The 13,035-nt window shown below is 69.2% G+C and carries 14 protein-coding genes; 11 read left to right on the top strand and 3 right to left on the bottom strand.

From position 1 onward, the window contains the following. Nucleotides 1-54 precede the first annotated feature (54 nt). The 11 genes from ACIQF0_RS17145 to ACIQF0_RS17095 all read left to right on the top strand — a co-directional run bounded on the left by ACIQF0_RS17145 (nucleotide 55) and on the right by ACIQF0_RS17095 (nucleotide 10,756). Nucleotides 55-627: a hypothetical protein gene (locus ACIQF0_RS17145; RefSeq protein WP_401030454.1), complete on the top strand. Its 573-nt coding sequence runs from the start codon at nucleotides 55-57 to the stop codon at nucleotides 625-627. 29 nt (nucleotides 628-656) lie between these two features. Then, nucleotides 657-1,214, top strand: a complete 558-nt coding sequence (locus ACIQF0_RS17140) for a hypothetical protein (RefSeq protein ID WP_401030453.1) — start codon at nucleotides 657-659, stop codon at nucleotides 1,212-1,214. Between the two features lie 81 nt (nucleotides 1,215-1,295). Then, nucleotides 1,296-1,901, top strand: a complete 606-nt coding sequence (locus ACIQF0_RS17135; RefSeq protein WP_401030452.1) for a hypothetical protein — start codon at nucleotides 1,296-1,298, stop codon at nucleotides 1,899-1,901. Further along, nucleotides 1,898-2,497: a hypothetical protein gene (locus ACIQF0_RS17130; protein ID WP_401030450.1), complete on the top strand. Its 600-nt coding sequence runs from the start codon at nucleotides 1,898-1,900 to the stop codon at nucleotides 2,495-2,497. The genes ACIQF0_RS17135 and ACIQF0_RS17130 overlap by 4 nt, the downstream gene beginning before the upstream one ends. Continuing rightward, nucleotides 2,494-3,048 (top strand): hypothetical protein, encoded by a 555-nt coding sequence (locus tag ACIQF0_RS17125; RefSeq protein ID WP_401030448.1) that lies wholly within the window; start codon nucleotides 2,494-2,496, stop codon nucleotides 3,046-3,048. The genes ACIQF0_RS17130 and ACIQF0_RS17125 overlap by 4 nt, the downstream gene beginning before the upstream one ends. 48 nt (nucleotides 3,049-3,096) lie before the next feature. Continuing rightward, nucleotides 3,097-3,669 carry a hypothetical protein gene (locus ACIQF0_RS17120; protein WP_360045803.1) on the top strand — a complete coding sequence of 191 codons (573 nt, stop codon included), beginning with the start codon at nucleotides 3,097-3,099 and terminating at the stop codon, nucleotides 3,667-3,669. Between the two features lie 141 nt (nucleotides 3,670-3,810). Then, nucleotides 3,811-6,573, top strand: coding sequence for a type I DNA topoisomerase (topA, locus tag ACIQF0_RS17115; protein ID WP_360045801.1), 2,763 nt, complete (start codon nucleotides 3,811-3,813; stop codon nucleotides 6,571-6,573). 151 nt (nucleotides 6,574-6,724) lie between these two features. Further along, entirely contained in the window at nucleotides 6,725-7,021 is a 297-nt protein-coding gene (locus ACIQF0_RS17110) for a hypothetical protein (RefSeq protein ID WP_401030445.1), read from the top strand. A 72-nt stretch (nucleotides 7,022-7,093) separates the two neighbouring features. Continuing rightward, nucleotides 7,094-9,130, top strand: a complete 2,037-nt coding sequence (locus tag ACIQF0_RS17105) for a bifunctional MFS transporter/dTMP kinase (protein ID WP_401030443.1) — start codon at nucleotides 7,094-7,096, stop codon at nucleotides 9,128-9,130. Between the two features lie 23 nt (nucleotides 9,131-9,153). Next, nucleotides 9,154-10,350 carry a DNA polymerase III subunit delta' gene (locus ACIQF0_RS17100; protein ID WP_401030441.1) on the top strand — a complete coding sequence of 399 codons (1,197 nt, stop codon included), beginning with the start codon at nucleotides 9,154-9,156 and terminating at the stop codon, nucleotides 10,348-10,350. 4 nt (nucleotides 10,351-10,354) lie between these two features. Next, entirely contained in the window at nucleotides 10,355-10,756 is a 402-nt protein-coding gene (locus ACIQF0_RS17095) for a hypothetical protein (protein WP_401030439.1), read from the top strand. Here the strand turns inward: ACIQF0_RS17095 and ACIQF0_RS17090 are convergent. From ACIQF0_RS17090 to kduI, 3 genes are read right to left on the bottom strand one after another with little or no spacing between them, the layout of a single operon-like run. Further along, a complete protein-coding gene (locus ACIQF0_RS17090; protein ID WP_401030437.1) occupies nucleotides 10,733-11,470 on the bottom strand; it encodes an IclR family transcriptional regulator in 738 nt (245 codons plus the stop codon). The two genes, ACIQF0_RS17095 and ACIQF0_RS17090, sit on opposite strands and share 24 nt — an antisense overlap. After that, nucleotides 11,467-12,192, bottom strand: coding sequence for an SDR family oxidoreductase (locus ACIQF0_RS17085; protein ID WP_401030435.1), 726 nt, complete (start codon nucleotides 12,190-12,192; stop codon nucleotides 11,467-11,469). The genes ACIQF0_RS17090 and ACIQF0_RS17085 overlap by 4 nt, the downstream gene beginning before the upstream one ends. Then, complete coding sequence (gene kduI / locus ACIQF0_RS17080) at nucleotides 12,189-13,016, bottom strand: 5-dehydro-4-deoxy-D-glucuronate isomerase (RefSeq protein WP_401030433.1); 828 nt, start codon at nucleotides 13,014-13,016, stop codon at nucleotides 12,189-12,191. Before kduI ends, ACIQF0_RS17085 begins: the two co-directional genes overlap by 4 nt. Between the last annotated feature and the right edge of the window lie 19 nt (nucleotides 13,017-13,035).

Genomic DNA, 13,035 nt, shown 5'->3' with positions numbered 1-13,035 from the left:
GGTCGGGGTACGTTCGGGTCTTCCCCCGACGTACCCCGACCGAGGAGTTACGACATGAGGCGCAGCCTCGTCGCCACTGCCGCTGTTGCCGCCCTTGCGCTGGCCGGGTGCACCACCGGCGGCAACTCCGGCACTTCATCGACGCCCACCAGCGGCGCGGCCAGCCCCGAGGCCGTCGCCTACATGGACAAGGTGTGCGGCGCGGCCTCCGAGTTCGCCAAGATCGAGAAGACGGCCCCCAAGTTCGACGCCGGCGACTCCGCCAAGCTCAAGGCCGACATGGCCGCGTACATGGGCCAGCTCGCCGACGCCTTCACCAAGTCGGCGGAGGGCCTCAAGAACGTCGGCCCGTCACCCGTCGCGGGTGGCGAGGCGGCCGTCAACAAGATGGCCGAGACGTTCACCTCGCTCGGTGTCGTGTTCACCGACGCCAAGACCAAGGTCGAGCAGGCGGACGCCAACAACGCCAACGGAGGCCTCCAGGCCGCCGGAGAGGCCATCGCCAAGCTCTCCGAGCTCGCCGACCCGCTGCGCGATCTCAAGGACGTTCCCGAGCTGCAGAAGGCCACGCAGTCCGCGCAGCAGTGCCAGGCGATGCAGCGCCTCAACGTCACGCCGACGAGCTGAGCGGGGCCGTCCGGAGTAACTTCCGGCCCATGCGCCGCACAGTCCTCGCAGTTCTGACGTGCTGTCTGCTCGCGGTCACCGCGTGCAGCAGCGGAGGTTCCACCTCGACCTCGCCCACCGCCAGTGAGGCCGACGTCGTGGCGTGGATGGACAAGGTCTGCGGTGCCGTCGACGGCACCGTGAAGGCCATGTCCGACGAGCCGCCGATCGACATGAGCGACCCCGCGAAGCTCAAGACGGGCCTGTCCGACTGGCTCGGCACCAAGGTCGCCGCGGTCGACAAGTCGATCTCGGACCTCAAGGGCCTGGAGAACGGCCCGCACCCGAAGTCGAAGGAGCTGGCCACCGCCGCGCAGGACGGCATGGGTCAGATCAGGACCCTGCTCGCGGACACCAGGTCGAAGCTCGACGCCTCGACGGACGCCACCCAGGCCATCACCGCCTTCACGGAGATGGTCGCCAGGGCGAGCGAACTGGAGAAGGCGGGCGCCGACGTGCAGAAGAAGTTCGACGAGACGGGCCTGGCCTCGGCCGCGCAGAAGGCCGGCAACTGCAAGGGTCTTCAGACGTCTCCCCCTGCTTCCTGACGAGGGAAAGCCCGGCTGACCGGATCGCCCGAACGTGTACTGTTCGGCGGTCCGGTTAGTCATTTCCTGGGGGATTTCACCGTGAACGCACGTTTGTCGATCGCTGCTGCCTGCGCAGGCCTCACTCTCGCCGTGACGGGCTGCGGCACCACCGCCGCGCCGTCCGCGCAGAGCACCGCGCCCACGACCACGACGACCACCACGCCCGCCGCCGACCCGGTGAAGTGGGTGGGCGCGTTCTGCTCCGGCACCACGCCGGTGCTCACGGGAGCGATCGAGCTCATCACCGTCGTCGCGGCCAACGCCGAGAACCCGCCCGCCATCAAGGAGGGCATGCTCAAGCTGCTCGAGACCGGCGGCAAGGCGATGGCCGACACCGAGAAGAAGCTCAAGGAGGTCGGCGCGCCCGGCCCCGAGAACCAGGCCATGCACGACGAGCTGGTCAAGATGTTCGGCGACGGCGCCAAGGAGTACGTGACGGTCCGCGAGCAGATCAGCAAGATCGACGCGACCGCGCCCGACTTCATGACGCAGGTCGAGAAGGTCGGTGGCGACGCCGCGGACCCGTCCAAGCTCTCGGACCAGATCAAGAAGCTCGACGCGGACCCGAAGTTCAAGGACGCCGTCGCGAAGGCGCCGGAGTGCACCGAGATGCGCGCCAAGCTCGGGAAGATGCTCGGGCAGTGACAACGTTTCGCCTGGTCGCGGCCGTGCTGAGCGCTGCCGCGATCACCGCCTGCGGCACGCAGCCACCCGCTCTGGTCCAGCAGGCCGCACCGACCACCACCACGACGGCGGACGTGCCCGGCGCGGACCCGGTGGCCTGGTTCGAGGCCTACTGCGGCCCGATGGGCGTCACGCAGACCGCGCGACTCCAGCTCCAGGGCAAGGCTCAGGAGGGCATGGAGGCCGTCAAGGAGGCCGTGGTCGCCTGGACGGCGGGAGCAGCGGTGTCGGACCGGCACATGGCCGATGAGCTCGAGAAGCTCGGCCCGTTGGGTTCGGACGTGCGCAGCCTGCACGAACGGCTGGTCAGCGCGCTGCGGAACGAGGCCAAGACCTTCGACGACAGCTCGGCGCGGCTGCGGGCGCAGGCGGCGGACGACAAGTTCCCCGAGCGGTACGAGCAGATCATGGTCGGCAGCAGCGGTGACGCCGTCGGGACGTTGTTCAAGCAGATCTTGGACACGAGCCCGAAGTACGCCGAGGCGTTTCGTGCGAACGAGGTGTGCAAGGCCTGGCAGGGGCTGGCGAAGCAGTCCGGGGGAAACTGGTCCGGGTGAGGACACGTCTGCTCGCTGCCCTGCTGACCGGTGCCGTCGTGCTGACCGCCTGTGGAACGGATGCGGACAAGCCGATCACCGACGCGCAACGGCAGTGGGTGGACGCGTTCTGCGGTGGCGTGTTGCCAGGCATGGAAGCGGGCCTTGAGCTGCGCAAACAGGACCCGGCGAACTTCGCCGCGGTCAAGGACGGGTACGTGAAACTCGTCTCGTCCAACACCACCGCGTTCTCCGCCGCCGAGAAGAAGCTGAAGGAGCTCGGCGCGCCCGAGGACGACCTCAAGGGCGTGCACGACCGGCTGGTCACGTTCGTCACGGAGTCCGCGAAGTCGTACGGCGACGCGCAGGCTCCTGTCCAGGCGTTGGAACCGAACGCCCAGTTCCTGGAAGGCGCCGAGAAGGTGCTGGCCGACACCAACGTCGTGACCAGCCCGGAAGATCTCCGCGCGACCTTCCAGGAGCTGCAGAAGCGGCCGAAGTACGCAGCGGCGATAGGCAAGTCGACACCGTGCTCGGAGATCAGGTCGAAGGGCCAGGAACTGGGTCAGTAACAACTGTCCCACTGGTCACACTCGAACGTCTGTTCTACCCTGTGGGCCGTGGTGGGGCAGCTGTCCTTCTTCTCGGCCGAGGCACGAACCCCGGCCAAGGCGGACCTCGCCGGCTTCCTCTGCGGGCCGGGGCAGGCCGTCAGCTTCGCGCGCGGTACAGCCGCCCGCGTGTACACCGAGCTGCGCGACGACTGGCGACTGCGCCCTCTCAAACAGGCCTGCGCCGAGCGCGGCGTCACCACCGAGCTGTGCGTGAACGAGGCGGGCACGCACTTCGTCCGCACGCCGTTCCGCACCGATCTCACTCCTCTGGCCGCCCGCTGGCTGGACGGAACCGTCAAGACGGTGCCGCCGGACTTCGAGCTGAACGGAGCAGTGCTGCGCGTCTGGGCGCTGGCGGCGGGCAGCTGGATGGAGTCCGCGTACCTGCTCGGTTTGGACCCCAACGCACCGCAGACACACGCACCGTTGCAAAATGCGCTGCTCGCATCCGGACTTCCGTGCACCCTGGTAGGGGCACCCGCGTTGCGGGTGACCGGCCGGCGAAGGCTGGCACGGCTCGCTGAGCTGGTCGGAAGCCCTCCTCAGGGAGTGGCGATGAGCACCTGGCCGGCGGCCTGAGCGGGGCGGTCGGGCAAGGTTGTGTCACTCTGTCTCGTCGTACGGGCGTCGCGGAGACATGACGGATGGTGTGCTTTTCGGCCGACGCTGGGCAACACTGGCGGGCCTGGGAACCGGGTTTGGAAGAGAGCGGGACGGCGAGTGGCTGGATCGACACGGACGAAGAAGAGCAGCGGAGGCGGGGGTAGCACCCGACGACTGGTGATCGTCGAGTCGCCCACGAAGGCGCGCAAGATCGCCTCGTACCTCGGCGCCAACTTCGTCGTGGAGTCCTCCAGGGGACACATCCGGGACCTGCCGCGCGGTGCCGCCGACGTTCCCGCGAAGTTCAAGGGCCAGGCCTGGGCGAGGCTCGGCGTCGACGTCGACCACGACTTCGAGCCCCTGTACGTGATCTCCGCGGACAAGAAGTCGCTGGTCACCGAGCTCAAGGAAGCGTTGAAGGACGTCGACGAGCTCTACCTCGCGACAGACGGTGACCGCGAGGGTGAAGCCATCGCGTGGCACCTGCTGGAGACGCTCAAGCCGAAGATCCCGGTCCGCCGGATGGTGTTCCACGAGATCACCGAGTCCGCGATCCAGGCAGCCGCGGCCAACCCGCGCGACCTCGACCAGGACCTGGTCGACGCGCAGGAGACCCGCCGCATCCTCGACCGCCTCTACGGCTACGAGGTCAGCCCGGTCCTGTGGAAGAAGGTCATGCCGAAGCTCTCGGCTGGCCGCGTGCAGTCCGTGGCGACGCGTCTGGTCGTGGAACGCGAACGCGAACGGATGAAGTTCGTCTCAGCGAGCTACTGGGACATCTCCGCGCAGATGGACGCCGGTGCCGACGCCGCGCCGCGTCAGTTCGGCGCGCGTCTCGTCGCCGTCGACGGCACGCGTCTCGCCACGGGCCGCGACTTCGGCTCGGACGGCAAGCTCACCGGCAAGGCCGACGTCGTCGTGCTGGACGAGGCCCAGGCCCGCGCCATCGCGGCCGGGCTGCAGAACGCGCCGGTCAAGGTCGCCTCCGTCGAGGAGAAGCCGTACACGCGCAAGCCGTACGCGCCGTTCATGACCTCGACGCTGCAGCAGGAAGCGGGCCGCAAGCTGCGGTTCTCCGCCGACCGCACGATGCGCACGGCCCAGAAGCTGTACGAGAACGGCTACATCACCTACATGCGTACCGACAGCACGACGCTGTCGGAGACCGCGATCAACGCGGCCCGCACGCAGGCCACGGACCTCTACGGCGCGCAGTACGTCTCGCCGCAGCCTCGCCAGTACACGCGCAAGGTCAAGAACGCGCAGGAGGCCCACGAGGCGATCAGGCCGGCAGGAGAGGTCTTCCGCACGCCTGGTCAGGTGGCCGCCGAGCTCGACTCGGACGAGTTCAAGCTCTACGAGATGATCTGGCAGCGCACGATCGCCTCCCAGATGGCGGACGCGCGGGGCAACACGACCAGCATCCGCATCCAGGGCCGTGCGGGCACGGGCCAGGAGGTCACGTTCGCCGCGTCCGGCCGCACGATCACGTTCGCCGGCTTCCTCAAGGCCTACGTCGAGACCGTCGACGCCGAGGCCGGCGGCGAGTCGGACGACGCGGAGTCGCGCCTGCCGCTGCTGGTCAAGGACCAGGACCTGACGATCGCGGAGCTGTCCGCGGATGGTCACACCACCTCGCCGCCCTCGCGCTACACCGAGCCGTCGCTGATCAAGACGATGGAGGAGCTCGGCATCGGCCGTCCCTCCACCTACTCGTCGATCATCAGCACCATCCAGGACCGCGGCTACGTGTGGAAGAAGGGCGCGGCGCTGGTCCCGTCCTGGGTCGCGTTCGCCGTGGTCGGGCTGCTGGAGGGCCACTTCGGCCGGCTCGTCGACTACGACTTCACCGCCGCTCTCGAAGACGAGCTGGACGGCATCGCCGCCGGTCGGCAGCAGCGCACGACGTGGCTGTCCGGGTTCTACTTCGGTGGCAGCGTCGGCCCCGACGGCTCGATCGGCCGTTCCGGCGGTCTGAAGAAGCTGGTCGGCACGGGTGTCGAGGACATCGACCCGCGTGAGGTCAACTCGATCCCGTTGTTCAGCGACTCCGAGGGCCGCACGGTCGTCGTGCGCGTCGGCCGCTTCGGGCCGTACCTGGAGCGCGACGTCGACGGCACCGCGCAGCGCGCGAACCTGCCGGACGACCTGGCACCGGACGAGCTGAGCAACGAGATCGCCGAGAAGCTGTTCTCGACGCCGCAGGAGGGCCGTTCGCTCGGCACCGACCCGGTCTCTGGCAACGAGATCGTGGCCAAGGAGGGCCGCTTCGGCCCGTACGTGACCGAGGTCCTGCCCGAGCCGGCCGAGAACGGCACGGCCCCGAAGAAGGCGCCGAAGCCGCGCACCGGGTCGCTGTTCAAGTCGATGTCGCTCGACACGGTCACGATCGACGACGCGCTGAAGCTGCTCTCGCTGCCGCGCGTGGTCGGCAAGGACCCGGAGACGGGCGCCGAGATCACCGCGCAGAACGGCCGCTACGGCCCGTACCTGAAGAAGGGCACGGACTCGCGGTCGCTGGTAGACGAGAGCCAGATCTTCACCGTCACGCTCGACGAGGCGCTGAAGATCTACTCCGAGCCGAAGAAGCGCGGCCGCGCCGCCGCCGCTCCGCCGTTGCGCGAGATGGGCAACGACCCGGTGTCCGGCAAGCCGATGGTGATCAAGGAGGGCCGCTTCGGCCCGTACGTCACCGACGGTGAGGCGAACGCGTCGCTGCGCAAGACCGACAGCGTCGAGTCGATCACCGACGAGCGCGCGGCCGAGCTGCTGGCCGAGAAGCGCGCGAAGGGGCCGGTCAAGAAGAAGGCTCCGGCCAAGAAGCCGGCCGCGGCGAAGAAGCCGGCGGCCAAGAAGGCTCCGGCCAAGACCAAGAGCTGAGCAGGGGGTGGCGGTGCCGATCAACGAGTTCGGTCCGGACGGGACTCAGGCCCCGCCGCCTCCCCGGCTGTTCCCCGACCCCCTCGCGGGCCTGGTGACGGCTGACAGTTTCGTCGCTCCTCAATGGACGTCTTTCAGCTCACGTGTGTCGGTGCCGACACCTCTTGAGCCGACTGAGGAAGCGCGGCAGGCCGTCTGGTCGCAGATGCAGCAGGAGCAACGGCGGCCGCGGGGCAGGGCACAGCGAGCACCTCAGCCGCAGCAGGCGCACCCGTACGCCGTCCAGCAGTTCGCGCCGACGTACCAAATGTCTGCGCCGCAACAACAACAGCAACCGCAGCAACCCGCCAGGCAGACGAGCGGCGTCGCCGCGTTCATCGGCTGCCTGGTCGTCATCGGGTTCTTCGTCCTGATCCTGGTCAGCATTCTCGGAGCGATCTTCAGCTAGCCGTGTTGTGAGTCCGGCGTGCTGACTCACCACATCCGGTTACGCTGACCGCACGGGAGTGGCGATTTAGGGGTGACTGAAATTCAGGACGCGGACACACCGGTGACCGAGGCAGGCCAGGCAGGGCAGGCCCAGTCCAGCGTGTCCACCGTTCACCGGCTTCGGTCAGTTCTCGCCATCCGCCCGTTCCGGCGGCTCTGGCTCGTCACCTACCTGTGCAGCGTTGGTGACTGGCTGTCACTGCTCGCGCTGACCGGTCTGGTCTCCGCGATGATGAAGAGCTACGAGTGGCAGTCGTTCGCGCTGCCTCTCGTCGTGCTGACCCAGCTGCTGCCCGGCATCCTCTTCGCGCCCATCGGTGGCGTGCTCGCGGACAAGTTCGACCGCCGCAAGGTGATGGTGGTCTGCGACGTCCTGCGCGGGTCGCTGTTCATCTCGATCGCGCTGATCGGCTCTCCGATCTGGCTCTTCGTGGCGAACTTCCTGGTCGGCTGCTGCGCGATGCTGTGGATCCCGGCCAAGGAGTCGGCGGTCCCGAACCTGCTGCGCCGCCCCGACCAGGTGGAGTCGGCGAACCAGCTCGGCCTGGTGATGACCTACGGCATCTCGACGATCAGCGGTTTCGGTCTCTACTCGCTGATCTCGGGCATCCCCGCGTACCTGAACCTGCAGGGCGGGAACCTCGAGTTCAACATCGCGACGATCGCGGTGGTGATCAACGGCCTGCTGTACTTCACCTCGGCGGTCCTGGTCGCGACCCGCCTGCCGGAGCTCTCCGGCCGCGTCGTCTCGACCCGCAAGAGGGAAGACGAGGACAAGCCCGGTTTCATCGCGATGTTCCGCGACGGACTGAGGTTCGCGGGCAAGACGCCGCTGGTCCGCGGCCTGCTCATCGGCATGATCGGCGCGTTCGCCGCGGCCGGTGCCGTGATCGGGACGGCCAAGCTATACGCGTTGTCGCTGCTGGGCGGCGCCTCGACGTTCGGCCTGTTGTTCGTGGCCGTGTTCCTCGGGCTCGCGGTCGGCATGGCGACGGCACCCCGGCTGGCGCAGCGCCTCGCCTACAACCGCCTGTTCGGCGTCACGATCGTGCTCGCCGGCATCTCGCTGGCGCTGGTCGCGCTGGCCCCGCACCTGTGGATCGCGCTGCTGACGGTGGCGCTGGTCGGCGCGTGCGCGGGCGTGGCGTTCCTGACGGGTCTCACGATCGTCGGATCGCAGGTCGAGGACGACATGCGCGGCCGCACGGTCGCGTTGATCCAGACGTTGCTGAAGGTCGTGCTGTTCGGCTCGTCGGCCGGTGCGCCGCTGCTGCTCACGTTGCTGCAGAAGCGGCAGGTCAGCGTGTTCGGCCACCCGATGGAGGTCGACGCGAGCCGTCCGGTGATGCTCGGCGGCGCGGTGATCGCGATCGTGCTGGGCCTCGTCGCGTACCGGCAGATGGACGACCGTCGTGAGGAGCCGGTGCTGTCGTCGCTGTTCGCGGCGATCCGCGGCCGCCGGCCCACCAAGGGCATGCTGATCGCGGTCGAGGGCGACACTCGGGAGGACACGTCGGTGCAGGCCCGCCGCCTGGCCGCGGTGTTGCGCGCAGAAGGCCTCGAAGTGCTGCTGGCCGCCGACCCCGAACACGACGAACGCCGCCTGCGCACGATGCTGTCGTCCGCCGAACTGGCCGGCGTGCGCGCCCAGGCCCTCGTAGCCGCCGCCGTCCGCGCGGACGTCGTCGAACGGCAGGTGCGCCCCGCGCTGGACAGCGGCTCCGTCGTGGTGATGGAGCGCTACGTCGACTCGCCGCTCGCGCACTTCAGCGCCACGAGTTCGCTGGAACACCAGGAGCTCGAAGGCCTGGTCGACTGGGCCACCGGCCGGTTGCGCCCGGACCTGACGATCCTGCTCGACCGCCCGGTCACCGACGGCAAGGGCATCGGCCCGGAGCACCACTGGCGCGTCCAGAGGCTGCTGAGCGAGATGGCCGCCGCCGACCCGGACCGCTACGTGGTGGTCGAGGCCGAGGGCGACGTCGACGAGGTGGCGGACCGAGTCCGTTCCGCCGTCGTGCCGCTGCTCGCCGGTCGCAGGCGCGCGGTCCCCGAAGCCGCGGTCTGACCGCTCGCTGGAAGACTGCACCCATGAGCGTGTGGGACGAGGTGGTCGGCCAGCCCGACGCGGTGGCGACCCTGGCGGCGTCCGCGGAAGCCGCGGCCACGATCGTCGCGGGAGGCACCCCCGCTCCCGGCGTGATGACCCACGCCTGGCTCTTCACCGGCCCTCCTGGGTCCGGTCCCACCTCCGCCGCACGCGCCTTCGCCGGCGCGCTGCAGTGCCTGGTGACGGACGACCGGCCTGGATGCGGCGAGTGTTCCGGCTGCCGCACCACGTTGCACGGCACGCACGCCGACGTTCGCGTCGTGGCGCCCGAGGGCCTGTCGATCTCCGTCGCCGAGATGCGGTCGCTGGTGCAGATCTCCGCCCGCCGGCCCACCTCCGGCCGGTGGCAGGTCGTGATCATCGAGGACGCGGACCGGCTCACCGAGGGTGCGGCCAACGCTCTGCTGAAGGCTGTCGAAGAGCCGCCGGAGCGGACGGTGTTCCTGCTGTGCGCGCCTTCCGACCACCCGGACGACGTCTCGGTGACCATTCGCTCCCGGTGCCGGTTGGTGTCCCTCGGGTCGCCTCGGCCGGCCGCCATCGCGTCGGCCTTGGAGGACGTGGACGGGGTCTCGCTGGAGATGGCGCAGTGGGCGGCTTCGGTCTGCGGCGGGAACGTCGCGCGGGCCCGGCGGCTGGCCGCTGACGAGCAGTCGCGTTCCCGGCGCGAGGCCGTGCTGCGGATTCCGTTGGCGCTGCGGAAACCTGCCGACGTCTTCACCTGTGCCGACGAGCTGATCAAGGCCGCGGAGGACGACGCGTCCACCGCCAACGAGTCCCGCAACGAGACCGAGCGGGAGGCGTTGGAGACCGCCATGGGCGCGGGCGGCACCGGCAAGGGGACCGCGGCCGCCTCGCGTGGCGCCAAGGGTGCGTTGAAGGACCTGGAGAAGCGGCAGAAGTCCCGGGCCACCCGCACCCAGCGGGACTCCCTGGACATGGCCCTGGTCGACCTGGCCGGCTTCTACCGGGACGCGCTGGTGGTGAAGACCGGGTCCGAGGCCGCGTTGATGCACCCGGACCGGTCCAACGACTCGCGGACGGCCGCGGCCACCTGGTCGTCCGAGTCGATCCTGCGGCGGCTGGAGGCCGTGCTGGCGTGCCGGGAGGCCATCGAGGTCAACGTGAAGCCCCGGATCGCCATCGAGGCGATGGTGACGACGCTGCACCGCGGGTGAGACCGTGGACTTCCACGTGACGATCACCGAGGAGACGGCTGCCCGGCTCCGGCCGGAGCTCACCCGGCTGATCGCCGAGTTCCGCGCGTTGGCACGGATGCTCGTCGGCGCGCTGCCGAACCCCGACCTGGACGACGACCTCCTGGAAGAGGTCGAGGTCGGTGGTCAGACGTGGTGGATCCACTGGCACGACCCGCACTACCGCTGCGAGAGCGACACCGGCGTGGTCGTGGAGGCGCAGATCTACTACCCGGACCAGATCGACCCGGCCTTCCTGCTGGAGTACGCGCGGACCGCCGGTGGGCACGAGGCCGTGGTGACGGCGTGCCCGCGCGGATTCCACGACATCGCCCGGCTGCTCGACCTCGTACCCGACCTGGTCTCAGAGCCACCCGAGCGCCGCTGACACCTCGTCGGCCGCCCGCAGCACCCGCGGCCCGAGCGCGATCAGCTCCGGCAGCGAGTGCTCCATCGCCAGCGAGGACGCCGAAAGCCCGCCGATCACCGTGCCCGCGTGGTCCCGGATCGCGGCGCCCACGCAGCGCACGCCCACCTCGTTCTCCTCGTCGTCCAGCGCGAACCGCGAGCGGCGCACCCGCGTCAGCTGTGACTTCAGGCGAGGAGAAGAGGTGATCGTGTGCGGCGTGCGGCCCGGTAGGCCGGTGCGGGAGATGTAGGCGTTCAGTTCGGACGTGGAGAGCGAGGCCAGCACTGCCTTGCCGATGGCGGTGCCGTGGGCCGGGAGAGACATGCCCAGGCGGGACGCCATGCGATAAGGCTTGTCGGCCTCGATCTTGTCCACGTAGACCAGTTCGTCGCCGAACAGCACGGCCAGGTGCACGGTGCAGCTCGTCGACTCCTGCAGTGCGCGCAACGAAGGCCGTGCTCGCTCCACCGTGTCGATCGGGCGGAGGACCTTGCCCGCCAGGGCCAGAACCCGTGGCCCGGTCAGGTAGCCGTCCGAGCTGATGGTCGCGAAGCCGCGGTCCACCATCGCCTGCAGCAGGCGGTGGACCGTCGACTTCGGCAGGCCGGTCACCCGCGCGATGTCCGTGATGCGCGTGTGGTCGGCCAGGGCCTCCAGCACGGCGAGCGTTTTTTCGACGGCGGTATCGGTCATCTCGCCAGCCAGCCTCCATCCACGACCAGTACGTGTCCGGTCACATAATCGGACGCGGCGGACGAAAGGAACACCGCCGGGCCCACCAGATCTTCCGGTGTGCCCCAGCGGCCTGCCGGGATTCGATCACGGATCGCGGGTTCGCGGCCGGGATCCGCGCGCAGGGGAGCGGTGTTGTTCGTCTCGATGTAGCCAGGAGCGATGGCGTTGACCTGCACGTTCGACGCCGCCCACTCGTTCGCGAGCAGCTTGGTCATACCGACCAGGGCGTGCTTCGAGGCGGTGTAGGCCGAGACGAGGATTCCGCCCTGAAAGGACAGCAGGGACGCGATGTTCACGACCTTGCCGCCGCCGTTGGCGATCATCTGACGGCCGCAGAGCTTCGAGATCTCGAACGCCGAGTCGAGGTTGACCGCCATGATCCGCTGCCAGTCCGACAGCGAGACGTCGACGGCGGCGCCCCGGTGGATGGTGCCGGCGTTGTTCACGAGGACGTCGACGCGGTGCTCGGCCAGCACCGGTGCCAGCGCGGGTTCGACGGACTCCGGCTGCGCCAGGTCCACGGAGACCGTGGCCAGGGCCGGTGCCACGGCGGAGAGGTCGCCGCGGCCGACGAGGATCAACTGGGCGCCGGCGTCGTGCAGGCCGCGGGCGATCGCCGCGCCGATGCCCGTGCGAGCACCGGTCACCAGCGCGGTTTTGCCTTCCAGGGAGAAGCTCACCGCAGCTCCGTCACGGCGACCGGGTCCATGTCGTCGTAGGCCTGGTTCTCGCCGCCCATGGCCCAGACGAACGTGTACGAGTGCGTTCCCGCTCCACTGTGGACGGACCACGACGGCGAGATGACGGCTTCCTCGTTGCGCACCACGATGTTCCGCGTGTTCTGCGGTTCGCCGCACAGGTGCACGACGCGGTGCTCTTCCGGCAGGTCGAAGTAGAGGTAGCACTCGGTGCGGCGGTCGTGGGTGTGCGGCGGCATCGTGTTCCAGACGCTGCCCGGCGCCAGCGAGGTCACGCCGAGCACCAGTTGCGACGAGCGGATGCCGTCGGCGTGCACGAACTTGCGGATCTCGCGGACGTTCGCGGTGCTCTGGTCGCCCAGCTTCAGCACGTCGACCTCGTCGAAGCGAGCGACGGCGGTGGGGAACGAGGCGTGTGACGGCGTCGAGAAGAGGTAGAAGCGGGTGTCCTCGTCGGTGGCGTGGAACTCGACGTCGGCGGCGCCCTGGCCGACGTAGAGGCAGTCGCGCGTACCGAGTTTGTGTTCGGTCCCGTCCACGGTAACTGTCCCGGTCCCGCGGATCGCGAGCACGGCCAGTTCGCGTCGTTGCAGGAAGTACTGGGAACGCAGAGGGGAAGCGCTTTCCAATTTCAGTGATCTGCCTGGTGACGGGGTCGCGCCGCCGAGGACGATGCGGTCCTCGTGGGTGTAGACGGTCCGGATCTCGCCCGGTACGAAGAGGTCGTCGACGAGGTAGTGCTGCCGCAGCCCGTCCGTGTCGAAGCCCGGCAACTGCGCCGGATGGGTCGAGTGCCTGATCTGCATCAGTTGATGCCTTCCGGTC

This window comes from Lentzea sp. NPDC092896 (assembly GCF_044754905.1).
Lineage (GTDB): Bacteria > Actinomycetota > Actinomycetes > Mycobacteriales > Pseudonocardiaceae > Lentzea.
This window is presented reverse-complemented; position numbering and strand designations above follow the sequence as displayed.

What these genes read in the sequence shown, in the direction of transcription:
- ACIQF0_RS17145 (WP_401030454.1), top strand. Translation starts at nt 55, where the DNA reads ATGAGGCGCAGCCTCGTCGCCACTGCCGCTGTTGCCGCCCTTGCGCTG.
- ACIQF0_RS17140 (WP_401030453.1), top strand. Translation starts at nt 657, where the DNA reads ATGCGCCGCACAGTCCTCGCAGTTCTGACGTGCTGTCTGCTCGCGGTC.
- ACIQF0_RS17100 (WP_401030441.1), top strand. Translation starts at nt 9,154, where the DNA reads ATGAGCGTGTGGGACGAGGTGGTCGGCCAGCCCGACGCGGTGGCGACC.
- ACIQF0_RS17090 (WP_401030437.1), bottom strand. Translation starts at nt 11,470, where the DNA reads ATGACCGATACCGCCGTCGAAAAAACGCTCGCCGTGCTGGAGGCCCTG.
- kduI (WP_401030433.1), bottom strand. Translation starts at nt 13,016, where the DNA reads ATGCAGATCAGGCACTCGACCCATCCGGCGCAGTTGCCGGGCTTCGAC.